The organism is Micromonospora sp. URMC 105, from assembly GCF_051386295.1.
In the GTDB taxonomy this organism is placed as follows: Bacteria; Actinomycetota; Actinomycetes; order Mycobacteriales; family Micromonosporaceae; genus Micromonospora.
In genome coordinates this window covers 1-22,356 of record NZ_JBPQTL010000025.1, presented here as the reverse complement: position 1 = coordinate 22,356, position 22,356 = coordinate 1, and the positions used below count along the sequence as shown (strand labels likewise).

Sequence of the window (22,356 nt, the reverse complement as noted above, 5' to 3'; positions counted from 1 at the left end):
TCCCCCGGGCCGCGAGGGGTAGCACACAGGGCATGGAACGTGGCAGCAGCAAGCACGGACCCAGGATCGACGAGCAGATGAGCCAGGAGGTCGCCGGCCTGCTCCAGGGGCCGGGTACCGGAGGCTCGCGCGCCGAGGAGTACCGCCAGCCCGAGCCGGCCGGTGAGGACCAGCCGGAGGCCACCACGGCCCCCGCGGGTGAGCTGCGCACCGGCGCCCCGAAGGGCATGAGCTCGCGGGACGTGGAGGAGCGCAGCCGGCTGGGGCGCTTCATCACGATGACCGCCCTGCCCGGCAACCGCGAGGCGCTGATCGCGAACGCCCGCGATAACGAGGCTCCCGCCGACCTCATCGCCGCGCTGGAGCGGCTGCCCGACGGTACGCGGTACCGCACGATCTCCGAGGTGTGGGCCGCACTCGGCAACAAGAACGAGACGACGCGCTGGTGACCGGATCGGCCCATGATCCGGACGCACACCAGCGGCCAGAGGAGGAATCTTCATGAGCGGCGTTACCGAGCACGTGGACGTCTCCGTCCCGATCCGCACCGCCTACGACCAGTGGACCCAGTTCGAGGAGTTCCCCCACTTCATGGAGGGGGTGCAGGAGGTCCGGCAGCTGTCGGACACGATGACCCACTGGACCGTCGAGATCGCCGGGGTCAAGCGTGAGTTCGACGCCGAGATCACCGAGCAGCTCCCGGACGAGCGGGTGGCGTGGAAGTCGACCGGCGGCACCCAGCAGGCCGGCGTGGTCACCTTCCACCGGCTCGACGAGGGCAAGACCCGGGTCACCCTGCAGATGGACTTCGAGCCGCACGGCGTGGTCGAGAAGGCCGGCGACAAGCTGGGCGTGGTCGACCGGCGCGCCAAGGGCGACCTGGAGCGGTTCAAGCAGTTCATCGAGCGCCGCGGTCAGGAGACCGGCGCCTGGCGGGGCAAGGTGGACCGCCCGCAGCCGTGACCCTTTCCCCCCGCAACTCACGTTCTGACGGCCGCCGGTGATCCGGCGGCCGTCGCGGCGTTCCGGCCCCGCCCGCGCGGCCGTTTGCGATCATCCGCGCCGGGTACGGCAGGGGGATGACGGAGAACGACGACAGGGTGTGGCGGGACGAGCAGAAGACCCCGCTGGAGGCACTGGACCGGGCGATCGCCCGGTCGACCATCGACGGGCAGGCCGACGACGTGACCGGCCACGACGCCGGCGAGGAGGCCGCCTTCGGGCACGGCCCCGAGGCGGTGGACCGGGGCGCCGGGCCGGAGGCCGAGCGGCGGGAGATGACCGACTCGGAGCGCGCGTACCGGCCCTCCACCACCGGCCGGACCGGCCCCGACACCCTCTGAGGCACTCGGGGCGCCCCGGGCGGGTACGCCCGGGGCGGGCCCGTCCGGCTGGCGGGGCGGCTCAGCGCGTCCCGGCCACCGGCGTGCGCCGGGCGAGGCCGTACAGGAACAGCAGCAGCACCGCCAGGACGGTCAGCGCCGGCCCCAGCATCGCCACCGAGGTGTGACCGAACAGCACCCCGAGCCCGCCGGGGATCAGCGCCCCGCCGAGCCCGGCGGAGGCGGCGATCTGCACGCCGATGGCGCGGTCCGCGTGCGCCGCGCCGACCCGCTCCGCGGTGGTGTGGGTGAGCAGCGGGAACACCGGCGCGGCGGCGAAACCCACCAGGAACAGACCGGCCACGGTCACCCAGGCCGGACCGGGCAGCGCGATGAGCAGGGCGCCGGCGGCCATGCCGAGCAGGCTCGCCCGCAGGATCGGGCCGGCGCCCAGCCGCTCGGCGACCACGCCCTGCACCACCCGCCCCACGAAGAGGCTCCCCCAGTACCCGGCGACACAGAGGCCCGCGGCGCTCGCCGCCAGCCCACGCTCCTCGGTGAGCAGCAGGAACGCCCAGAGCCCGGCGGTGATCTCGATCGCCACGTAGACCCCGAAGGCGAGGGCGCCGAGCCAGACCGCGGGCAGCCGCAGCGTCTCGCGTACCGGCACCGGCCCGGCAGCGACCGCGACGGGCACGGCGGCGTGCGCCGACCGGTTCCGCCAGGCCCGTACGGTCAGCGCGAAGGCGCCGGCCAGGGCGACCTGCGCCACGGCGACGAGCCCGTAGCCCCAGCGCCAGCTCAGCCCGGCGCCGAGCACGGCGGTCATGATCAGCGGGCCCATCGCCACGCCGAGGCCGAAGAAGGCGTGCAGCCAGGTCATGTGCCGCGGCCCGAATGCACCGGCCGCGTAGGCGTTCAGCCCGGAGTCGATGGCGCCCGAGCCGACCCCGAGAACCAGGGCGCAGCCGATCATCAGGGCCAGGTACGGGGTCGAGGCGTACCCGGTGAGCGCCAGGCCGGCCAGCGCGGTGCTGCCGGCCAGCAGCCGGCCGACACCGAGCCGGGCGAGGGTGAAGCCGGCGAGCAGGCTGGAGGCGAGATAGCCGACGGTGCCCGCGGCGAGCACCAGACCGACCGCTTCCGTGGGTACGCCGAGGTCCGTCCGGATCGACGGCCAGCCGACCCCGATCAGCCCGTCGGGCAGGCCGAGGCTGACGAAGGCGAGATAGGCGAGCAGGAGCAGGGCGGCGCGGGGCGGGGTGGCGGACACGGGCGCACATCATGCCGGATCAACCGAGAACACTACGACGCGGCGGTGGCCTCCCCCGAACCGGCAAAAAGCAACGCCCGGACGGGCAGCAATGCGGACAGGCCATCCAGAATCGGCCGATCGGGTGACGGCAATCAGGGGGTGTCGCGTCAGACTTTCGGGATGCAACAGGGCTCCGGCTTCCTCACCCCACGTCAGCGGCGTCTCGCCTGGCTCGGCTTCCTGCTCGCCGCGCTGCAGGCCCCGGTCTCGGCCAAGCTGGTCGCCGACGACTCCTGGCTGTTCAGCCTCTGCGTCGCGCTCATGGTGGCCACCGTCATCATCGCCGACGACACGGCTCGTCGCCGTCCGGCCGACGCGCCTACGGCCGACTAGCCGTCGCCGGCCGGGCGCGCCTCGTGCCCGGGACGGCCCGGGGTGCGGCGCCGCTCCTTCATCTCCGCCTCGTAGAGGTGGCGGCGGCCGTCCACCAGCTGGTCCCGGGCGGCGCGGTCCAGCTCGCGGAAGAGCGCGTAGTAGTTGTCGTCGAAGTCCTCGACGATCTGGAACGTCCAGCGTCCGGCGATCACGTTGCGGCCGAGCAGCTCGGTGCGGACCCGCTCCGCGATGTCGTCGTGCCCGGCCGCGCGGAACTGCGCGACCGCGTCGTCGAGCATCAGGTCGGCGTGCCCGATCAGCTGGTGCAGCGAGTAGAGGTGCCCGCGCGCCCGCTCCACCGTCTCCAGCGCCTCGCTGAGCTTGCCCAGCGCGGCCACCGTGCCGTCGGTCACCCCGTCCGGCCGGCGGTGCTGCCGGTCCGGGCCGTCCGCGTGCTGTCCCATCCGTGCCTCCATCGTGCCGGCCGCGCCCGTTCGCGCCCGGTTCTCCTTCTGCCCGCACTCCGCCGGGTCAATCCCCGCGGAGGAGGGCGGCCGACCGGAGGAGGACCCGGAACCGGCCGAGCGGCCGAGACCGCCGGGGCGGCCGGGTGGCTAACCTCGGTCACCATGCGTGTGCCGTACCCCCAGGTAGCGAAGCGGACCGCCGCGAACGCGGCACGGTCCGCCCTCGCCCTGCTCAGCACCTCGATCGGTGCCTCCGGCCTGGCCGCGGCCGCCGCCGACCCCGGCCTGCTCGCCGCGGTCGACCAGCACGCGGCGGCGGTCCGTGACAGCCTCGACGGCGACCGGCACCCGCTGAGCCCGGCAGGCCTGGTCGGGTACGCCGACGGCCTGCGGGCGGCGGCGCTGGAGCACGGTCTGGTCCCGCCCACCGGCGCGGTCGACTGGACCGAGCCGGACTGGCTGGCCATCCGCCTGCTGGCGATCTGCGCGCTCGCCCGCACGCTCGACCCGCGCCACCTCGAACCGGCCTGACCCGCCCGGGACACGACGGAGGGGCGTCCGCGCCACGCACGGACCCCCTCCACCGCCTGCGCCGCCGACTCAGGTCCCCGGGCGACGGAACTGCTGGGTCTCCTCGCCCACGTTGGCACCCCGGCCCCCGGCCATCGGGTGGACCCCCTCCTGGGGCCGCGGCGCGGCCTGGCCGCCCCGGTCGGCCATCTGCCGGTCCATGTCGCCCCGTCCGGCCGCCTGGGCCTGGCGATGCACCTGGATGGCCCGCGACTCCTCGGCCGCCCGGTCCAGCCAGCGGTCCCAGCGGCTCTGCATCGGCTTCACCAGACCACCGCCGACACCGACGACGATGATGCCGGCCACGGTGGCGAGCACCGTGATCAGCACCGGCGTGGTCACCGTGGTGGCGATGCCCACCTGGTTCAGCGCGGCGATGACGCCCAGCGCCAGGATGAAGACCGCGGTCAGATCACCCAGGATCCTGCCGTACGACAGGCCTCCCAGCGCCCCGGTGACCAGGTCCCGGACCGCGTTGGCGATCGCGGCCGCCACGACCACGATGACGATCGCCACGAACGCGCGCGGCAGCCAGGCCACGACGCCCCGGATCAGGTCGCTGATCGCGTTCGGCCCCCACACCCCGAAGGCGAACTGCAGGGTGAACAGCAGGACTGCGTAGTACGCGAGCTTCGCCAGGATGTCGCTGGCGTCGTACTTGGTGCGTTCCAGTGCGCGTCTGATGCCGCCCCGTTCGACCGCGCGGTCGAACCCCACCCGTTCCAGTACCTTGTCCACGATTTTGAGTACCGCTCGGGCGATGATCCAGCCCACCACGAGGATCGCGATGAACGCGATCGCCCTCGGGATGAAGAGCAGCACCGACCTCCACATGTCGGCCAGTGCGTCGCCGATGTCGACCTGCCTGACCGCAAGGGTTTCCGGCATGATGTCCCTCCTGTCGCATGGACTGCGCCGGGCGGATACCCGGTCGCTTCCGCAGCACGCCGCGACACCCGGGATCAATTTCCCGACATGCCCGCCGAAAGGGCTCGCGAGCTGCCCTAACACCGCCGCCGACGGGCCCTGCGGCGCGGTCGGGGGGCATGATCGAAACTCCGGCGCAAGGCTCCGGCTAGGCTGCGTGACATGCCAGGCACGGTCGGGCGAGTCCCCACGCCACCGCCCGCCGCCCCCGGACCGGCCCCGGTCGCGCAGGTGGCGGCGGCCGTGCTCGCGCACCCCTGGGCGAACACCCCGCTCGGGCCGCCGCAGCAGTGGGACCCGGCGGTACGCGCGCTCGTGGACGTCGTCCTCTCCTCGCCGGTGCCGATGGCGCTCCACTACGGCGACGAGTTCGTCCTGCTCTACAACCAGGGCTACGCCGAACTGATCGGCGACCGGCACCCGGCGGCCCTCGGCCGGCCCGCCCCCGAGGTGTTCGCGGACCTGTGGCACCTGCCGGGGGTCGGCGACGTGATCGAGCGGGCGTACCGGCGGGGTGAGTCGTTCCTGCAGCGGGAGTCGGTGCTCCCGGCCGACCAGCACCCGGCGGCCACCGGGGACCACGCGGTCTTCACCCGCGGCAACTCGCCGGTGCGCGACAGCGCCGGCCGGATCGTCGGCGTACTCACCGTCGCCGCCCAGACCACCCAGCTCACCCAGCAGTTGCAGAGCCTCAGCGACTTCGCCGCCGCCCTCTCCGGCACGCTCACCCTCGACGACGTGGCCCGGGTGACCCTGCGCTACGCGCTCGGCTCCTTCGACGCCGACCGGGTCACCTTCGCCGTCGACGACGGCCCGGGCTGGCGGATCGTCCGGCGCATCCGCGGCGAACTGCTCGACGAGGCCGACGAGCGGCTGCCCCCGCTGTGGCGGCCGGTCCCCGCCGACGCCCCCGACCCCGTGGTGGTCACCGCCGGCAGCGGGGTGCCGTACTTCGTGGGTGACGGCCAGCCGCTGCGGGCGAGCGCGGTCGACCGGCACGACCAGAAGATCCGCGCGCTGGCCGCGCTGCCGCTGCGCTCCTCGGTGATCCGGGGCGGGATCGCCGTCGGCTACCAGCGCCCGCACGGCTGGTCCGCCGCGGAGCGGGCGTTGCTGGCCGCCTCGGCGGAGCTCGTCGGTCAGGCGGCCGAGCGGGCCCGCCGGTTCGAGACCCAGCACGGCACCGCCCAGCTGCTGCAACGCAGCATGCTGCCGGAACGGCTGCCGGCGCTGCCCCGGCTGCGCATCGCCGCCCGGTACGACCCCGGCGTCGACGGCAACGCCGCCGGCGGCGACTTCTACGACGCGTTCCTGCTGCCCACCGGCGACCTGGGCGTGGTCCTCGGCGACGTCGCCGGCCACGACGTGCAGGCGGCGGCCCGGATGGGGCAGGTACGGGCGGCGCTGCGCGCGCTCGCGCTCTCCGACCCCCGCCCGGACGCCGTCCTGGCCGGGCTGGACCGGCTGGTGGCCAGCCTCGGCACCGAGACCGGCACCCAGGAGCTCTTCGTCACCGTGGTCTTCGGCGTGGTGAACGCCGACCGCGGCGAGATCACGCTGGCCAGCGCGGGGCACCCGCCGCCGCTGATCCGCCGCTGCCACCCCGACGGCACGGTGACGACCACCTTCGTCGAGCTGCCGACGGGCGCCCCGCTGGGGCTGGGGTGCCGGCCGCGGACCGCGACCGTGCCGTTCCAGCCCGGGGACACCCTGCTGCTGTACAGCGACGGGGTGGTCGAGCGGCGCCGGCAGAGCCTCACCGCGGGCCTGGACCGGCTGGCCGCGGCGGTGGCCGACGCGGTCAGCGGGGACCCGCGGGCGGTCTGCGCGGTGGCCACCCGCGCGGTGCACGGGGCGACGGAGGACGACGTGGCGGTGCTGGCGGTGGAGCACGCGCTGAAGCCGAGCCGCTCGGCGAGCATGGAGATGCCGGCCGAGCCGACCGCGCCCAGCCGGGTGCGGCACTGGATGACCGCGCAGCTGGCCGAGTGGCGGGTACCGGAGGCGGTGGTCGGCGCGGCGGTGCTCTGCACCAGCGAGCTGACCACCAATGCGCTGCTGCACGCCGGCACGGCCGCCCGGGTGGAGATCGACCTGAGCCCGGAGCGCCTGCTGGTGTCGGTCGCCGACTCCGGCACCCGGGGCACCGTGACCCGGGCGCAGACCGACACGTTGAGCAGCCGGGGCCGGGGCCTCGGGCTGATCGAGCAGCTCTCCGACGCCTGGGGCACCGACCCCACGGTCCGCGGCTCCACCGTCTGGTTCGAGATCCTCATCCCGCCGGGATGAGCACGGGCGTCAGCGGCGCCCGAGCGGGGTAGGAGGACGCTTATGAGCGCAGAGACTCCCTCCGGCGTCCTCTTCGACGTCGACGGCACCCTGGTCGACACCACCTACCTGCACACCGTGAGCTGGTGGGAGGCGCTGCGGCAGGCCGGCCACCGGGTGCCGATGGCGGAGATCCACCGGTCCATCGGGATGGGTTCGGACAAGCTCCTGGACCACCTGCTCGGCCCGGAACGTGACCGCAACGCCGACGGCAAGCTGCGCGACGCCCACGACAGCCTCTTCGCCGAGTACTGGGAGCGGCTCGTCCCGCTGCCCGGCGCGGCGGAGCTGCTGCGCGCCTGCGCCGCCCGGGGCCTGCGGGTGGTACTCGCCACCTCCGCCGCCGAGCACGAGGTCGCGGCGCTGCGCGCGGCGCTGGACGCCGACGACGTGGTCGACACCGTCACCTCCTCGGCCGACGCGGAACAGAGCAAGCCGGCCCCGGACATCCTGGTCGCCGCCCTGGAGCAGTCCGGCCTGGACGCCCGGCGGGTGGTCTTCGTCGGCGACTCGGTCTGGGACGTCGCCGCGGCCGGCAAGCTCGACATCCCCTGTATCGGGCTGACCTGCGGCGGCACCAGCCGGGGCGAGCTGGCCGGGGCGGGCGCGGTCGCCGTGTACGACGACCCGACGGCGCTGCTGGACGCCCTGGCGGACTCCCCCCTCGTCACGCCGAGGCGGACGTCACCGGGGGACAAGGCGGACACCGAGGCTTAACCCCCCGGGCGACGGGGCACAGTCCCCACCTCGCCCGCGAGCGCGGGCGAGGTGGGAGAGGCGGTGCCGTGGAACCGGTCGATGTCGCGTTCGCGCTGGTGGGCGTGGGCGCCCTGCTGGCCGGGATCCTGCCCCGGCTGCTGGAGCGCCGCCCGCTGTCCATGCCGATCGCGTTCCTCGGCCTGGGCATGCTGGTGTTCCTGCTGCCCACCGGGCTGCCGTCGCCGGACCCGCTGGCCCACCCCGACCTGACCACTCACCTCACCGAGATCGGGGTGATCGTCGCCCTGATGGGCGCCGGCCTCAAGATCGACCGGCCGTTGAGCTGGCGGCGGTGGTCGTCCACCTGGCGGCTGCTGGCGATCGCGATGCCGGTGTGCATCGCGGCGGTGGCGCTGCTCGGCTGGTGGTGGGGCGGCCTGGTGCCGGCCGCGGCGCTGCTGCTCGGGGCGGCGCTGGCCCCGACCGACCCGGTGCTCGCCGCCGACGTGCAGGTGGGCGAACCCACCGACGTGGAGGACTCCGAGGACGAGGTCCGCTTCGCCCTCACCTCCGAGGCCGGCCTCAACGACGGGCTGGCCTTCCCCTTCGTGTACGCGGCCATCGCCATCGCCACCACCAGCCTGGCTCCGGCCCAGTGGTTCGGCGAGTGGTTCACCGTCGACGTGCTCTACAAGCTCGCCGTCGGGGTCGGGGGCGGGCTGCTCGTCGGCTGGCTGCTGGGCAAGCTCTTCTTCCGCGCCCCCAGCGAGCTGCGGCTGGCCCGGCACGCCGAGGGCTTCCTCGCCCTGGCCGCCACCTTCCTGGCGTACGGGCTGGTGGAGGTGGTCGGCGGGTACGGCTTCCTGGCCGTCTTCGTCGCCGCGCGGGCGATCCGGGCGGCCGAACGCACCCACGAGTTCCACTCGGTGCTGCACGACTTCGCCGAGCAGGTCGAGCGGCTGCTGACGGTCATGCTGCTGCTGCTCTTCGGCGGCGCGGTGATCGGCGGCCTGCTGGGGCCGCTGACCTGGCCCGCGGCGGCGGTCGGGCTGGCCCTGGTCTTCGTGGTCCGGCCGCTGATCGGCTGGCTGTCGCTGCGGGGCGCGCCGGGACGCCCGGCCGAGCACTGGGTGATCTCGTTCTTCGGCATCCGCGGCGTCGGGTCGTTCTACTACGTGGCGTACGCCACCAGCACGACCGACTTCCCCCAGGCCGAGCTGATCTGGGCGACCGTCGGGCTGGTGGTGGTCGTCTCCGTGGTGGTGCACGGGATCGCCGCCACTCCGGTCATGCAGTTGCTGGACCGGGCGGGCGAGCGCACCGAGCAGCCGTCAGAGCGGAGCGAGCCCGCGCTCGACGGCGTCCGGAGCTGACCGCGGGGCGGGCAGCACGGCCGGCACCGGCAGCTCCATCTGCACCCGGACGGTGCTGCCCCCGTCGACCACCCGGATGTCGACCAGGTCGCAGAGCTGCTGCACCAGCAGCAGTCCGCGCCCCCGCTCGGCCGACGTCGGGGCCGGGAGCCGGCCGGCGAACGGGTCGGCGATCACCCCGTCGCCGCTGACCTCGCAGCTCAGCTCGTCCGGCGCCACCCACCAGCGCACCGTCGCGGGCCCGCCGCCATGGGTGATGACGTTGGCGGCCAGCTCGGTGACCGCGATCCGGAGGTCGTCGACGCGGTCGGCGGGCAGACCGGCGGCCACGGCGGTGGCGGCCACGGCGGCCCGCAGCGCAGCCAGGTCGGCAGCTTCCACCCGGCGGGCCGCCGCGTCGGCCGGCGGCGGAGGCAGCGCCTGGGCGCAGCCGGCCAGCACCTCCTCCGGGTGCTGGTAGCCGGCGCTGGGCCGGGTCACCGGCCCGAGCCGCACGACGGGATGGGTCCGGCCCACGTCGGCGAGGGCGTCGGCGGGCAGCCGGGACCGGTCGAAGAGGCAGAGCGCGTCCAGCGGGTACGCCCCGAGCGCCAGGTTGATCATCGCCTCGTGCTCGACGCAGTGCCGGTACGCCGCCGGGCGCCGACCCGGCCAGAGCGACTCCCCCACGATCCGCAGCCGCCGCCCGGGGAACCGGTGCACGAACTCGCGCAGGGCGGTGGGGATGATCGCCGCGGGGTTGCGCCCCATCGTGCTCATGTCCGCGAGGGTCACCCCGGCGGATGCGCCGAGGACGGCCCCGACCTGAGTGAGGCGGTGGGCGGGCACGGCCACCAGGACCGGCTCGTCGGCGGCCCGGCCGGCGGCCACGAAGGCGCGGATCGCGTCCAGGTAGTCCTCGTCGCCGGCGTAGAGCAGCGCGTCATGGCGCAGGCCACGGCCGGTCACGCCGCCCCCCGCCGTCCGGAAACCCCGTCCACGTCGCGCACACCTCCCCGCACGGACGATACGCCCACCGCCGGGAGCCGGTGCGCGCACCGGCACCGGTCAACCACGAACGGCGAGCACCCGCTCGGCCAGGGCGCGTCCCAGGTCCCGCCCGGAACGCCAGGCGCTCTGCACCCGAGGCCGGCCGAACGCGTCGCCGGCCAGCCCCACGCCGTCGTCGTCGAGGTGGTACGTCCCGTCCCCCGCGGCGGTCGGCCGGGCGTACGTCCAGCGGTGCACGTGCACCAGCTCGGCCGGCTCGGGCAGCCCCAGCAGGTCCCGGACCGCCTCCTCGACGGCCGGCCCGGCGGCGCTCGGCTGCGCCAGGTGACCGGCGGCGAACTCCGGCGTGGTGTGCGCGACCAGCACCGGGGCGGCGTCACCACGCCGGTCGCCGTCGTCGCAGACCAGCGCGAGCAGCGGGTGGTCGTTGACGAAGGCGCCGCGGAAGTCCGGCCAGCGGCGGCTCGGGAAGCGCAGCACCGCGCTCAGCGCCGGCGCCCAGCGCTGGTCCAGTGCGGCGCGGCCGGCGTGGGCCAGCGCCGGGTCGAGCAGCAGCGCCGCCTGGGGGCCGGGCATGCACAGCGCCACCGCGGCACACCCGGCTCCGTCCACCGCCGGGCCCGGCTGCACGGCCATGACCAGCTGCTCCGTCGTCACCGGCAGGTCCCGGGCCAGCTCCTCGACCAGCGAGCGCAGGCCGCGCGGGGCGGACCAGCGCATCGGGCCGGTCACCTCGCGCCGGCCGTCCGGGCCGTACGCCACGAAGGTGTCGGTCCACTCCCGGACCAGCCCGGCGGCCCGCCACCGGTGCACCACCTCGGCGAAGCCGGGATCGTCGACGGTGAAGTACGCGGCGCCGGTGTCGGCGGGGCGGCCGTCGAAGCGCCGGCTGGCCATCCGCCCGCCCGCCACCCGGCCGCGTTCCCGGATCTGCACGGTGACGCCCGCCCGGACCAGCTCTCCCGCGCACGCCACACCGGCGATGCCGGCACCCACCACGATCACGTCCGAGTCCACCGGGCGATCGTATGTGCCGCGGCGCGGGGCGGCATGAAGGACCGAAAGCCTGGGTAGGGGTACACCTGTTCGAAGAAAGGGGACGTCATGGCCGACCACAACAGGCAGCAGCCCGACCCACGGAGCGCGATCAAGGACCCGGACGACTGGGTGACCGGCGAGGAGCCGCCGACCGCCGCCCAGGAGTCGTACCTGCACACGCTGGCCCGGGAGGCCGGCGAAGAGGTGCCGGACGACCTGACGAAGGCCGAGGCGTCCCGGCGGATCGACGAGTTGCAGGAGGAGACCGGCCGGGGCCGGTGACCGTCAGCGCGGGGGCAGGCGGTGCAGCTCGACCTCGTCGAGCCGCCCCGCCGCCACCCGCGCGGTCAGGTAGGTGGCGTACGGCTGGGACCGCCGGTCGGTGGGCGAGCCGGGGTTGAGCAGCCGCAGCCCGCCCGGGGCGACGCTGTCCCACGGGATGTGCGAGTGGCCGAAGATCAGCAGGTCGCGGTCGGGGAAGCGGGCCGCGCAGCGCTCCTCCCGCCGGGTCTTCGGGCCGGTCTCGTGCACCACCGCCACCCGCAGGCCGTCGAGCTCGACGCGGGCCACCTCGGGCAGCCGGGCCCGCAGCTCCGGGCCGTCGTTGTTGCCGTACACGCCGACCAACCGGCGGGCCCGGGCGGTGAGGGCGTCCAGCAGCGCCACGTCGATCCAGTCTCCGGCGTGCACCACCACGTCGGCGGCCTCGACCGCCGCCCAGACGGGCGCGGGCAGGTCGCGCGCCCGCTTCGGTACGTGGGTGTCGGCGAGGATGACCAGGCGCATCCGGTCATTGTCCGCCCGCCGCCGGGTCCGCACCACGCGCCGGGCCGCCCGTACCGTGATCGCCGGTGGGTCCGCGCCGGTCCGGTCAGGCGCCCTGACCCTGGTTCTGCATGAGCCCGCCGTCCATGAAGTAGGTGGAGCCGGTGACGTAGTCGGCGTCGTCGCTGGCCAGGAAGACCGCCAGCTTCGCGATCTCCTCGGGCTGCGCGGCCCGCTTCCACGGGATCGACTGCACCTGCTCCTCCAGGTACTTCGGGTCGTCGATGGCCCGCTGGTTGAACGGGGTCAGCACCATCCCGGGCCCGATGTTGTTGACGTTCATGTGCATCGGGGCGACCTCCAGGGCGAGGCTCTTCGCGAACTCCAGCATGGCGCCCTTGCTGGTGTCGTAGTCCGCCCCGCCGGCCCGGGCCACCTCCTGGTGGATCGAGGTGATGTTGATGATCCGCCCGCGCCCACCCTGGTCACGACGGTGCTGCACGAACCGTCGCGAGCAGAAGAACGTCCCGTAGACGTTGGTCCGGATCGCCCGGTCCCACGTCTCGGTGTCCAGGTCCGCGACCGGAATGCCCGAGGCGTCCACCCCGGCGTTGTTCATCAGGATGTCCAGCCTGCCGAACGCCGTCAGCGCCTCGTCGAACATCGCCTCGACCTGGTGCTCCACGCTGATGTCGCCCTGCACCACCACCGCTCGCCGGCCGGCCTTCTCCACCTCCGCCCGGGTGTGGTCGGCCCCGGCGTGGTCGCGCAGGTAGTGCACCACCACGTCGGCGCCCTCCCGGCCGAACTCGATCGCCGTGGCCTGCCCGATCCCGGAATCCGAACCCGTGATCAGCGCCGTCATCCCCTCGAGACGTCCCGCCATCAGCCTGCTCCCTCCGTGGCTCCCGCACCGGCCGGCACGGGCTGTCGGTCACCTTGCGTGGCCCTGTCGGCCCGCTCGTCGGCGGCGGTTTTCCGGTCGCCGAGCAGCCGCCCGCGCTCCGACGGCCCGTCGCACCGCGGCACACCACCGGCCGGCCGGGCCGGCCCGGTCCACCGGTGCGGCGGTGTCACCGTCGGCCGGCGCCCCGTGGTCACCGGGTCGTCCGTTTGCACGCACGCCGGTGCCTACCCGGGGCCGGGAAGCAGCATTCCTCGACGTGGGCGGCGGTTGGGCGTTACCGGTGCAGACCCTCGGGAAGACGGATGGCCGACGAAGGAGGCAGCGATGACCAGACCCTCGAACCCGAGCGCGGCCTGGCGTCCCGGGACGTCGGGCGGCGAGAACCTCCCGTCCGGCCCGGCCGGCCGGCCGTCTGCGCCGAGCGGTGACGGGCACGGCCCGCAGACCGGGCCGCCCACCGTGACGATCGGCTCGTACCCGGACTACCCGTCCGCGCAGCGGGTGGTGGACTATCTGGCCGACAACCGGTTCCCGGTGGAGCGCACCGCGATCGTGGGGACGAACCTGACGCTGGTGGAGACGGTGCTGGGCCGGCTGACGACCGGACGCGCGGCGTTGCTGGGCGCGGGCACGGGAGCCTGGTTCGGGCTCTTCATCGGCCTGCTGTTCGGCATCTTCACGGTGGGCAACTGGCTGGCGGTGATCCTGGTCGGCCTGGTCATCGGCGCGATCTGGGGTGCCGTGTTCGGCGCGGTCGCGCACGCCATGTCCGGTGGCCAGCGTGACTTCACCTCGGCCAGTTCATTGCGCGCCGGCCAGTACGCGGTGACCGTGGAGGCGGACGTCGCCGAGCAGGCGCGTCAGCTGCTGGGCCGGATGCACCTCACCCCGACCGGCGCGACCGCCCGCTGACCCGCTCTTCCCGACGCCCCGGCGCACCGCGCGCCGGGGCGTCGCGGTGCCGGGTCAGGGTCGCCGGTACGCCAGCTCGCCCGCCCGGATCGGCACGTCGACCCGGTTCTCCGGCGGGGCCAGTGGGCAGGCCCACCGGTCGTCGTAGGCGCAGCTGGGGTTGTAGAGGTAGTTGGCGTCCAGGCGGACCCGCCCGCCGGGGAGCACGGTGAGGCCCCGGCCGTACGTGCCCTTGACGGTGTCGGTCAGGTACCGCCCGCCGCCGTAGCTCTCCCGGCCGCTGGTGCCGTCGCGCAGCGGCACGAAGAGCCCGCCCCCGTACGCCTCGATCCACCAGAGGGTCAGCTCGCCCCACGGCGTCTGTGCCACGGCCACCCGCCGGTACGCCACCACGCCGTCCGGCCCGCCGGTGTCGATGCGCTCGGTGCCGGAGGCGGGACGCAGCGGCGCCTCGATCACGGCGTCCGGATTGGGCGGGAACCAGCCCAGCCCGGTGAAGGCTGCGCGGTCGGCGTCGGGCACCGGGCTGGCCGGGTGCCCGGCGAACAGTTCGTCCCGGGCCGCCCGGAATCCGGCCAGGTCCAGCTCGGAGAGGTAGAGCCGGGCCACCCGCTCCCGCCAGTCGAACAGTTCCAGGTCGTCCACCCGCCGAGCCTAGCCGGGCCGGCGGCCCGGCGACGGCGACCGACGGTCGCGGTACCGCTACGGGTGGCGCACCTCGACGCGCGCTTCTTCAAATCGGCAGGACCGTGACGTGCCCGCGCGATTCCGGCAGCGATGCCCAGGCTGGAGGAAGGTTGTTTAAATTTTAAATAGTGCTACTCTCGGCGCGTGACCGAGAGCATGGACCACGAGCGGATGGCCGGCTGGCGCGCCTACATCGAGGCGAGCCAGCGGCTGTTCACCCAGTTGGAGGAGGACCTGCGGGCCGACCGTGGCCTGAGCTTCGCCGACTACCACGTGCTGGTCCTGCTCGCCGAGGCGCCGGGGCAGCGGCTGCGGATGGGCGAGCTGGCCGGCCGCCTGGTCTTCTCCCCCAGCCGGCTGACCTACCAGATCACCTCCATGCAGCGGCGCGGCCTGGTCGCCCGGCAGTCCTGCCCGCAGGACGGCCGGGGCAGCGAGGCGGTGCTGACCGCCGCCGGGCTGCTCGCGCTGCGCGAGGCCGCGCCGGGGCATCTGGCCTCGGTCCGCCGGCACCTGATGGACGACCTCGACGACGTCGAGGTGGCCACCCTGACCCGGGTCTTCGAACGACTCGGCCGGCGCCTGCGCGCCGACCGCGACGCGTCGTCCACCCAGAGCGACTAAGGAGTTCGCGATGCCCGCCATCACCGTCGACGACGTCCTCGTCCTGCCCCGCCTGCCCCGTCTCGACGAGAGCACCAGCTTCCGTCCGGTGAGCCGCCTGATCACCGCGCCGCGCGGCTACGAGGGCGAGGGCTTCCCGGTCCGCCGGGCCTTCGCCGGGGTGCCGATGACCGAGCTGGACCCGTTCATCCATTTGGACCAGATGGGCGAGGTGGACTACGCCCCGGGCGAGCCGAAGGGCACCTCGTGGCACCCGCACCGCGGCTTCGAGACCGTGACCTACATGATCGACGGGATCATGGACCACCAGGACTCGCAGGGTGGTGGCGGCACCATCACCAACGGCGACACCCAGTGGATGACCGCCGGCCGTGGCCTGCTGCACATCGAGGCCCCGCCGGAGCACCTGGTGGTGAGCGGTGGCCTGTTCCACGGCCTCCAGCTCTGGGTCAACCTGCCCAAGGTGGCCAAGATGAAGCCGCCGCGCTACCAGGACATCCGGGGCCGGGAGGCCGCGCTGCTCACCACGCCGGACGGCGGGGCGCTGATCCGCGTGATCGCCGGCGAGGTGGCCGGGCACCGGGGCCCGGGGTCGACCCACACCCCGATCACCATCGCGCACGTCACGCTCGAGCCAGGCGCCGAGCTGAGCCTGCCCTGGCGGCCCAACTTCAACGCGCTCGTCTACGTGCTGGGCGGCCGGGGCACCGTCGGCACCGACCGGCGGCCGGTGCGCACCGGCCAGCTGGCCGTGCACGGGCCGGGCGACGCGCTGCGGGCCACCGCCGACGCCCGGCAGGACGCCCACACTCCGGCGCTGGACCTCTTCATCATGGGTGGCCGGCCGATCCGGGAGCCGGTGGCGCACTACGGGCCGTTCGTGATGAACACCCGCGCCGAGCTGCTGCGGGCCTTCGAGGACTTCCAGGCCGGCCGGCTCGGCGTCGTGCCCGCCGAGCGGCTGCCGCACACCGGCGGGCAGAGCGAGCGTCCCTGACGACGAGGGCGCCCCGGTCCGCCGGGGCGCCCCACGTCACGCCTCAGGAGACGGCGAAGATCCCGGCGACTCCGAGGATCACCATGAGCAACACCGCCAGCAGCGCACCCCGCTCGCTCTCCACCGCCTGGGGGCGGTACTCGGTCACGGGGCTCGTCGTCTCGGCGGGCATGCGGTGGCCTCCTCGGTGTTCGCGTCTCGGTCTGGCAGGGCCCCCACCAGGGCACCCGGATGCGAACCCGGCGTGCGGACCGGTGGCACGGCACCTACCGTGAGGACGTTGTCGACGACCTCGGGGGGCTGGAACGTGGCGACACAGGATTGGTTCCTGACCGCTGACGAACGCGCCAACCCGGTCTCGGTGTTACCCGTCTGGACGACCGGAAACCTCGCCGAGCCGTTGATTCACGGTGCGGCGTACTTCGACCGGCTGGTCACCGAGGTGGAGGCGCTGCGCGCCGGCGACCACCTCTTCTTCACCGACTGGCGTGGCGATCCGGACCAGCGGATGCGCCCGGACGGCCCGACCGTGGCCCAGCTCTTCGCGCAGGCCGCCCAGCGCGGCGTCCTGGTCAAGGGCCTGATCTGGCGCTCCCACCTCGACGTCCTCTCCTACAGCGAGGCGGAGAACCGCACCCTCAGCGAGGCGATCTGCGCCGCCGGCGGCGAGGTGCTGCTCGACCAGCGGGTCCGGCGGGGCGGCTCGCACCACCAGAAGCTGGTCGTACTGCGGCACGCCGGCGCGCCGGAGCGGGACATCGCGTTCGCCGGCGGCATCGACCTGTGCCACAGCCGGCGCGACGACGCGGCGCACCGGGGCGACCCGCAGGCCGTGCAGATGTCTCCGAAGTACGGCCCGCACCCGCCCTGGCACGACGTGCAGCTCGCCCTCCGCGGCCCGGTGGTCGGCGCGCTGGACACCACGTTCCGGGAGCGCTGGACCGACCCGATGCCGCTGGACTCGGAGAACCCGCTGGCCTACCTGCGCGACCGGCTGCGCGGCGCCGACCTCAGCCCCGACCCGCTGCCGGAGCAACCGGCCGACCCGCCGCCCTGCGGCCCGCACCGGGTCCAGGTGCTGCGCACCTACCCGGCGGTCCGGCCCCGCTACTCCTTCGCCCCGGACGGCGAGCGCACCATCGCCCGCGGCTACACCAAGGCGGTACGGCGGGCCCGCCGGCTGATCTACCTGGAGGACCAGTACCTGTGGTCCACCGAGGTGGCCGAGCTGTTCGCCGAGGCGCTGCGGAACAATCCCGACCTGCACCTGGTGGCGGTGGTCCCCCGCCACCCGGACGTGGACGGCCGGCTGGCCCTGCCGCCGAACATGGTCGGCCGCGAGCAGGCGCTCTCCCTCTGCGGGAAGGCCGCGCCGGACCGGGTGCACGTGTTCGACCTGGAGAACCACGAGGGCGAGCCGGTCTACGTGCACGCGAAGGTGTGCGTGGTGGACGACGTCTGGGCCAGCGTCGGCAGCGACAACTTCAACCGCCGCTCCTGGACGCACGACAGCGAGCTCTCCTGCGCGGTGCTCGACGACACCCGCGACGAGCGGGCGCCCGTCGATCCGGCCGGCGAGGGCGACGGGGCTCGGGTCTTCGCCCGCGAGCTGCGCCTGCGGCTGTGGCGCGAGCACCTCGACCGCGACCCGGACGGCGGCGAGGACGACGACCTGCTCGACCCGGCGGCGGCGATCAAGGCGATCACCTCGGCGGCCGACGCGCTCCAGCGGTGGTACGACGACGGCCGCCGGGGCCCCCGGCCTCCCGGCCGGCTGCGCCCGCACCGGCCGGAGCGGCTGCCCTGGCTGACGAGGCTCTGGGCGCTGCCGGCGTACCGGCTGGTCTACGACCCGGACGGCAGGCCGCTGCGGGACCGGCGCGCCGGCACCTGGTGAGGCGTCGCCACGTGCTCGGCACGGGCCGGCTGCCCCGCGTACGGGGTGAGCCCGCCCGGGTACGCGAACGAGGTGCGCGGGGCGTAGAAGCCCCAGGTGATCAGTAGCGGGTTCTCCGGACGCAGCGCGTAGACCGGGTGCCCGGGCTCCAGGAACTCCACCGACTCGATCTCGAACGGGTCGACGGTCTCCGAGATGAACGGGTAGACGGCGCTGAGCAGCTGCCCGTTGCAGCGGGTGAAGTAGCGGTGGTGCCCGGAGCGGACCAGGTGCCCGGTCTCGCCGACCCGCGCGCGGGCCCGGATCAGCGGCGACCCGTCGGCCGCGGTCTCGGCCACCAGCGCCTCGCCCCGCACGTCGATGGTGGTCCGGCCGAGCACGGCGGGGGCGCCGCGGGCGGCCGCGTACTCCCGCACCAGCGGGCTGGAGGTGACGTAGTGGGTCCACCAGCCGCCCGCGGTCACCCCGTCCGGGGCGTTCACCCCGTCCAGCGCCACCCCGAGGTACGTCAGCGAGTAGGCGCCGAAGCCGGAGGTCTGGGCGTCGTCGTCCACCACGTACTGGTTCATGAAGACCTGCCGGTCCGGTCGCGGCCGCAGTCCGCGCGGCACGAGCGCGGCGACGGCGTCCGGATCCGCCGGCAGCCAGCTGAAGTGCAGCGTGCGACTGTCGACGACGAGTTGCGGATCCGCGGGGTCCAGCACGACGCCTCCGTACCGATGGGTGTAGGGCGACGCTACGTGCGGTCCCGTCAATGGGACAACGACGGAAAGCCGACACTCCTCCACCGTGTCGGGTCCGCGCTTGACCGGTCGGTCCGGCCGGAGGCACCGACCGGAGGGGGACGGTACGGGCGCGCGATGGACACCGCATCGGACGAGCGACCCGGTAACGGTGATCACAAACCGGCCGAATTATGTCCGGGATGAGAAGTTGATGACTCAAAATTACTTAAGCACATCGTCCTTTCGGCTAGATTTCGTCGAGCCGATCAGGCTAAGGTGAGTCCCGAACGGACCATCTGAAGTTAAACCACAGCGTCACGTCTTTTTGTCCGCGGACGAGGTGCAGGGAGGACCACCCATGACCGCGCCAGCGACCACCGAGCAGCCGGCCACCACCGCGACGACCACCGAGAAGCTGGACCCGCGCGCGCTCACCGACAGCGCCGCCGACCTGCTCAACGCGATGGCCGCGCTGCCCGCCAACCACCCGTCCCGGGCCGCGATGCGCGACCGGGCGATCGAGGCGTGGCTCCCGCTCGCCAACCACCTGGCCCACCGCTACAGCGGTCGCGGCGAGCCCACCGACGACCTGGCGCAGACCGCCGCCGTCGGCCTCATCAAGGCGATCGACAAGTTCGACCCGTCCCGCGGCGTCGACTTCGCCGGCTACGCGATCCCGACCATCATCGGCGAGCTGAAGCGGCACTTCCGCGACCGCACGTGGGACATCCGGGTGCCCCGCCGCCTGCAGGAGCTGCGGCTGGCCATCTCCGACGCCAACAGCTCGCTGCTGCAGACCCTCGGCCGCTCGCCGACGGTCGCCGACATCGCCGCCCACCTCAAGCTCACCGAGGAAGAGGTCCTGGAGGGCCTGGAGGGCGCCCGCGCCTACAACGCGGTCTCGCTCTCCACCCCGACCGGCGACGGTGACCGGGCGACCGAGCTGGGCGACATGCTCGGCGGCGAGGACACCGAGTTCGAGCTGGCCGAGCTGCGGGTCGCCCTCGGCCCGGCGCTCGCCACGCTCGACGAGCGCGAGCAGAAGATCCTGACGCTGCGCTTCTACGGCAACCTGACCCAGTCGCAGATCGCCGAGCAGATCGGCGTCTCGCAGATGCACGTCTCGCGGCTGCTGGCCCGGGCGCTGACCAAGCTGCGGGGTCAGCTCGACGGAACGTACTAGGGGAGACCGACGGCGGCCGGGTCGGCGGACCCGGTCACCGTCGCGTCCTTCTGGCCCGGTCGGCGGTTCGCCGGCCGGGCCGTTTCCGTCTCCGCACCCGGTGACCCGCCGCGCGGCTGGGCGGCGGGTCCGATCCGGCCGGCACCCGCCGCACCCCGCACGGCGTGCTCAGCGGCCGGCCGGTTCCCGCCACATCGGGAAGAACGGGGTGCCGTCGGGCAGCCGGAACGGCTCGGACCCCCGGTAGCCGTGCCGGGCGTACAGGTCACGGCTGCGCTCGCTGCTCGCCTCCAGGTACGCCGGCACGCCCGCGGCGTCCAGCGTCGCGAGGTGGTGCCGCAGCAGGGCGGTGCCGACGCCCTGCCCCTGCCGCTGCGGCGCCACCGCCAGGAACGCCAGGTGGTGGTGGTCGTCGTGCGGGTGGTGCGCCTCGAAGAGGGTGTCCAGGTGCTGGAAGCGCTCGGTCCACTCCCCGCAGGCCGCGGCCAACCGCTCGTCGTAGTCCGCCGGTGGCGGCACCGGGTCGCCGGTCTGCGGGAACCAGACCGCCACGCCCGACCGGTCGGCGGTGGCGTGGACCAGGCCGTGCCGCATGGCGTGCGCGACCAGGATCTCGAAGTTGTCCGCCAACACCGCCTCCCGCTTGGCCGCGTCCGGCACCAGCCACCGCGTCGCCGGCAACGCCGCGAACGCGCCGGCGATCCGCTCGGCGACCGCCCGGGTCTCCGCCGGCCCGAGCCGCTCGACGGTCAGCCCGCTCACCGCCGCACCCCCGCCTCGACCGGCGCCGGCCGGCCCGGCTCCGCCAGCACGCCCGCGGCGGCGCTCTCCGCGCCGAGGCCGATCCGCGCGTACACGTCGGGGCGGCTGCGCCGCAGCACCAGGCCCCAGAGCACGCCGAGCAGCGCGGCGACCGGGTAGACCGCGGGGATCGCCCAGCGCAGCGGGGAGTCCGGCGCGACGCCGAGCAGGTTGGCGAAGTTGTCCAGCGCCACCACGATGATCACGGCCAGCGCGACCGCCGCCAGGCCCGGGGCGACCGCCCGCCGCCAGAGGGTCTCCGGCACGCCCTGCCGGGCGAAGAACGAGATCACCGCGACCGAGGTCGCCGCGATCAGCAGCAGCACGCCGAAGCCGCCACCGGTACCGGCCCAGTAGAAGAGCTTCAGCACCGGGTCCCAGCCGTTGACCGCGTACAGCACGATCACCACCAGGCCGAGGGCGGTCTGCGCCAGTGACGCCACCCGGGGCGACCCGGTGCGCGGCGAGGTCTGCCCGAACGCGGCGGGCAGCACCCGCTCCCGGCCGAGCGCGAAGGCGTACCGGGCCGTGGTGTTGTGGAACGAGATCATCGCGGCCAGCACCGAGGTCACGAAGAGCGCCTGGCCGATCAGCACGGCGGTGTCGCCGAGGTGCTCGCCGGCCAGGTTGAAGATCAGCAGGACGCTGTCCGCGCCGGCCCGCTCGGCGATCCGGTCCGGCCCGGTGGCCACGGTCATCGTCCAGGACGACAGCGCGTAGAGCGCCGCGATGATGGCGATCGAGAGGTAGGTGGCCATCGGCACCGTACGGCGCGGGTCCTTGCTCTCCTCGCTGAACACCACCGAGGACTCGAAGCCGACGAAGCCGGTGATGGCCAGCACCAGCACGGCCCCGGCGCCGGGGACGAGGAGGTTCTCCGGCGACAGCGCGGCGACGCTCACCGCACCGCCCGCCGGGTGGGTGAGCTGGGCGAGGTCGTAGACGACGATCACCGCGATCTCGGTGATCAGCAGCACGGCCAGCACCAGGCCGTTGATGTCGACCCGGAGCAGGCCCAGCACGCCGACCAGGGCCCAGGCGACCAGGGCCACCACCCACCAGTGCGGGTGGCCGCCGAAGAGCCGGTCGAGCACCGGCTCCGCGGCGATGCCGATGGTGCCGTAGAGCCCGACCTGGAGGGCGTTGTACGCGATCAGCGCCACCCAGGCCGCGCCGACCCCGGCGGGCCGGCCCAGCCCGCGGGAGATGTAGGCGTAGAAGGCGCCGGCGTTGGCCACCCGGCGGGCCATCGCCACGTAGCCGACGGAGAAGAGCACGAGCACCGCGGCGACCGCCAGGAAGGCCAGCGGGATGCCGGTCACGCCGGTGACCGCGTACCCGGTGGTGACCACCCCGGCGATCACGGTGAACGGCGCGGCGGCGGAGAGGACGAAGAAGATGACCGAGGGGACGCCCAACCGGCCACGGGCCAGGGCGTCGGAGACGTTACTGGGGCGTTCCAGCGTCGTGGGAGGCATGGGGGCTGCTCCGGTTCGAGGGGGGACTGTCTCTTA

Annotated in this window: 26 protein-coding genes; 14 read left to right on the top strand and 12 right to left on the bottom strand. The window is 74.2% G+C overall.

Annotated elements, in window-relative coordinates:
* Positions 1-32: 32 nt before the first annotated feature.
* The 3 genes from ACSNN7_RS11310 to ACSNN7_RS11300 all read left to right on the top strand — a co-directional run bounded on the left by ACSNN7_RS11310 (position 33) and on the right by ACSNN7_RS11300 (position 1,343).
* On the top strand, positions 33-449 hold the full coding sequence (locus tag ACSNN7_RS11310) for a DUF2795 domain-containing protein (RefSeq protein ID WP_436680648.1): 417 nt from the start codon (positions 33-35) through the stop codon (positions 447-449).
* 52 nt (positions 450-501) lie between these two features.
* Positions 502-963: an SRPBCC family protein gene (locus ACSNN7_RS11305; protein WP_436680647.1), complete on the top strand. Its 462-nt coding sequence runs from the start codon at positions 502-504 to the stop codon at positions 961-963.
* Positions 964-1,079: 116 nt separating this feature from the next.
* Complete coding sequence (locus ACSNN7_RS11300; RefSeq protein ID WP_334453195.1) at positions 1,080-1,343, top strand: hypothetical protein; 264 nt, start codon at positions 1,080-1,082, stop codon at positions 1,341-1,343.
* Positions 1,344-1,404: 61 nt separating this feature from the next.
* On the opposite strand, the gene ACSNN7_RS11295 is transcribed toward ACSNN7_RS11300, so the two are convergent.
* Positions 1,405-2,595, bottom strand: a complete 1,191-nt coding sequence (locus ACSNN7_RS11295) for an MFS transporter (protein ID WP_436680645.1) — start codon at positions 2,593-2,595, stop codon at positions 1,405-1,407.
* Positions 2,596-2,757: 162 nt separating this feature from the next.
* On the opposite strand from ACSNN7_RS11295, the gene ACSNN7_RS11290 reads away from it, so the two are divergent.
* Positions 2,758-2,970 (top strand): hypothetical protein, encoded by a 213-nt coding sequence (locus ACSNN7_RS11290; RefSeq protein WP_334453199.1) that lies wholly within the window; start codon positions 2,758-2,760, stop codon positions 2,968-2,970.
* Here the strand turns inward: ACSNN7_RS11290 and ACSNN7_RS11285 are convergent.
* A complete protein-coding gene (locus ACSNN7_RS11285; protein WP_436680644.1) occupies positions 2,967-3,416 on the bottom strand; it encodes a hypothetical protein in 450 nt (149 codons plus the stop codon). The genes ACSNN7_RS11290 and ACSNN7_RS11285 overlap by 4 nt on opposite strands.
* A 165-nt stretch (positions 3,417-3,581) precedes the next feature.
* Here ACSNN7_RS11285 and ACSNN7_RS11280 point away from each other — a divergent pair, with 165 nt between their 5' ends.
* Positions 3,582-3,950 (top strand): DUF6401 family natural product biosynthesis protein, encoded by a 369-nt coding sequence (locus ACSNN7_RS11280; protein WP_436680643.1) that lies wholly within the window; start codon positions 3,582-3,584, stop codon positions 3,948-3,950.
* A 69-nt stretch (positions 3,951-4,019) separates the two neighbouring features.
* Here the strand turns inward: ACSNN7_RS11280 and ACSNN7_RS11275 are convergent, their stop codons facing one another.
* Complete coding sequence (locus ACSNN7_RS11275; RefSeq protein ID WP_436680642.1) at positions 4,020-4,877, bottom strand: mechanosensitive ion channel family protein; 858 nt, start codon at positions 4,875-4,877, stop codon at positions 4,020-4,022.
* 201 nt (positions 4,878-5,078) lie between these two features.
* Here ACSNN7_RS11275 and ACSNN7_RS11270 point away from each other — a divergent pair, with 201 nt between their 5' ends.
* The 3 genes from ACSNN7_RS11270 to ACSNN7_RS11260 all read left to right on the top strand — a co-directional run bounded on the left by ACSNN7_RS11270 (position 5,079) and on the right by ACSNN7_RS11260 (position 9,316).
* Positions 5,079-7,205: a SpoIIE family protein phosphatase gene (locus ACSNN7_RS11270; protein WP_436680641.1), complete on the top strand. Its 2,127-nt coding sequence runs from the start codon at positions 5,079-5,081 to the stop codon at positions 7,203-7,205.
* Positions 7,206-7,247: 42 nt separating this feature from the next.
* Positions 7,248-7,961 carry an HAD family hydrolase gene (locus ACSNN7_RS11265; RefSeq protein WP_436680640.1) on the top strand — a complete coding sequence of 238 codons (714 nt, stop codon included), beginning with the start codon at positions 7,248-7,250 and terminating at the stop codon, positions 7,959-7,961.
* Positions 7,962-8,029: 68 nt separating this feature from the next.
* Positions 8,030-9,316, top strand: coding sequence for a cation:proton antiporter (locus ACSNN7_RS11260; RefSeq protein WP_436680639.1), 1,287 nt, complete (start codon positions 8,030-8,032; stop codon positions 9,314-9,316).
* Here the strand turns inward: ACSNN7_RS11260 and ACSNN7_RS11255 are convergent.
* Together ACSNN7_RS11255 and ACSNN7_RS11250 are read right to left on the bottom strand one after the other, a co-directional pair.
* Entirely contained in the window at positions 9,275-10,264 is a 990-nt protein-coding gene (locus tag ACSNN7_RS11255; RefSeq protein ID WP_436680637.1) for an anti-sigma factor RsbA family regulatory protein, read from the bottom strand. The two genes, ACSNN7_RS11260 and ACSNN7_RS11255, sit on opposite strands and share 42 nt — an antisense overlap.
* Positions 10,265-10,363: 99 nt before the next feature.
* Entirely contained in the window at positions 10,364-11,311 is a 948-nt protein-coding gene (locus ACSNN7_RS11250) for an NAD(P)/FAD-dependent oxidoreductase (protein ID WP_436680704.1), read from the bottom strand.
* Between the two features lie 99 nt (positions 11,312-11,410).
* On the opposite strand from ACSNN7_RS11250, the gene ACSNN7_RS11245 reads away from it, so the two are divergent.
* Complete coding sequence (locus tag ACSNN7_RS11245) at positions 11,411-11,626, top strand: DUF3072 domain-containing protein (RefSeq protein ID WP_436680636.1); 216 nt, start codon at positions 11,411-11,413, stop codon at positions 11,624-11,626.
* 3 nt (positions 11,627-11,629) lie between these two features.
* On the opposite strand, the gene ACSNN7_RS11240 is transcribed toward ACSNN7_RS11245, so the two are convergent.
* Both ACSNN7_RS11240 and ACSNN7_RS11235 read right to left on the bottom strand, forming a co-directional pair.
* Entirely contained in the window at positions 11,630-12,130 is a 501-nt protein-coding gene (locus ACSNN7_RS11240; RefSeq protein ID WP_436680635.1) for a metallophosphoesterase family protein, read from the bottom strand.
* 85 nt (positions 12,131-12,215) lie between these two features.
* Positions 12,216-12,995 (bottom strand): glucose 1-dehydrogenase, encoded by a 780-nt coding sequence (locus ACSNN7_RS11235; RefSeq protein ID WP_436680633.1) that lies wholly within the window; start codon positions 12,993-12,995, stop codon positions 12,216-12,218.
* 345 nt (positions 12,996-13,340) lie between these two features.
* Here ACSNN7_RS11235 and ACSNN7_RS11230 point away from each other — a divergent pair, with 345 nt between their 5' ends.
* Complete coding sequence (locus tag ACSNN7_RS11230; RefSeq protein ID WP_436680632.1) at positions 13,341-13,928, top strand: general stress protein; 588 nt, start codon at positions 13,341-13,343, stop codon at positions 13,926-13,928.
* Between the two features lie 54 nt (positions 13,929-13,982).
* Here ACSNN7_RS11230 and ACSNN7_RS11225 read toward each other — a convergent pair whose 3' ends face one another.
* Positions 13,983-14,573 carry a DUF1684 domain-containing protein gene (locus ACSNN7_RS11225; protein WP_436680630.1) on the bottom strand — a complete coding sequence of 197 codons (591 nt, stop codon included), beginning with the start codon at positions 14,571-14,573 and terminating at the stop codon, positions 13,983-13,985.
* Positions 14,574-14,759: 186 nt separating this feature from the next.
* Between ACSNN7_RS11225 and ACSNN7_RS11220 the strand changes: the two genes are divergently transcribed.
* Both ACSNN7_RS11220 and ACSNN7_RS11215 read left to right on the top strand, forming a co-directional pair.
* A complete protein-coding gene (locus ACSNN7_RS11220; RefSeq protein ID WP_436680629.1) occupies positions 14,760-15,239 on the top strand; it encodes a MarR family winged helix-turn-helix transcriptional regulator in 480 nt (159 codons plus the stop codon).
* 10 nt (positions 15,240-15,249) lie between these two features.
* Positions 15,250-16,236 (top strand): pirin family protein, encoded by a 987-nt coding sequence (locus ACSNN7_RS11215; protein WP_436680628.1) that lies wholly within the window; start codon positions 15,250-15,252, stop codon positions 16,234-16,236.
* A 43-nt stretch (positions 16,237-16,279) separates the two neighbouring features.
* Here ACSNN7_RS11215 and ACSNN7_RS11210 read toward each other — a convergent pair whose 3' ends face one another.
* Positions 16,280-16,408, bottom strand: coding sequence for a hypothetical protein (locus ACSNN7_RS11210; protein WP_436680627.1), 129 nt, complete (start codon positions 16,406-16,408; stop codon positions 16,280-16,282).
* Between the two features lie 135 nt (positions 16,409-16,543).
* On the opposite strand from ACSNN7_RS11210, the gene ACSNN7_RS11205 reads away from it, so the two are divergent.
* Positions 16,544-18,133: a phospholipase D family protein gene (locus tag ACSNN7_RS11205; RefSeq protein ID WP_436680626.1), complete on the top strand. Its 1,590-nt coding sequence runs from the start codon at positions 16,544-16,546 to the stop codon at positions 18,131-18,133.
* Here the strand turns inward: ACSNN7_RS11205 and ACSNN7_RS11200 are convergent.
* Positions 18,082-18,837, bottom strand: a complete 756-nt coding sequence (locus tag ACSNN7_RS11200; RefSeq protein ID WP_436680625.1) for a hypothetical protein — start codon at positions 18,835-18,837, stop codon at positions 18,082-18,084. The two genes, ACSNN7_RS11205 and ACSNN7_RS11200, sit on opposite strands and share 52 nt — an antisense overlap.
* 379 nt (positions 18,838-19,216) lie before the next feature.
* Here ACSNN7_RS11200 and ACSNN7_RS11195 point away from each other — a divergent pair, with 379 nt between their 5' ends.
* A complete protein-coding gene (locus tag ACSNN7_RS11195) occupies positions 19,217-20,041 on the top strand; it encodes a SigB/SigF/SigG family RNA polymerase sigma factor (protein WP_436680624.1) in 825 nt (274 codons plus the stop codon).
* A 168-nt stretch (positions 20,042-20,209) separates the two neighbouring features.
* Here ACSNN7_RS11195 and ACSNN7_RS11190 read toward each other — a convergent pair whose 3' ends face one another.
* Both ACSNN7_RS11190 and ACSNN7_RS11185 read right to left on the bottom strand, forming a co-directional pair.
* Positions 20,210-20,803, bottom strand: a complete 594-nt coding sequence (locus ACSNN7_RS11190) for a GNAT family N-acetyltransferase (protein ID WP_436680623.1) — start codon at positions 20,801-20,803, stop codon at positions 20,210-20,212.
* Positions 20,800-22,320 (bottom strand): APC family permease, encoded by a 1,521-nt coding sequence (locus tag ACSNN7_RS11185; protein WP_436680622.1) that lies wholly within the window; start codon positions 22,318-22,320, stop codon positions 20,800-20,802. The genes ACSNN7_RS11190 and ACSNN7_RS11185 overlap by 4 nt, the downstream gene beginning before the upstream one ends.
* Positions 22,321-22,356: the final 36 nt, after the last annotated feature.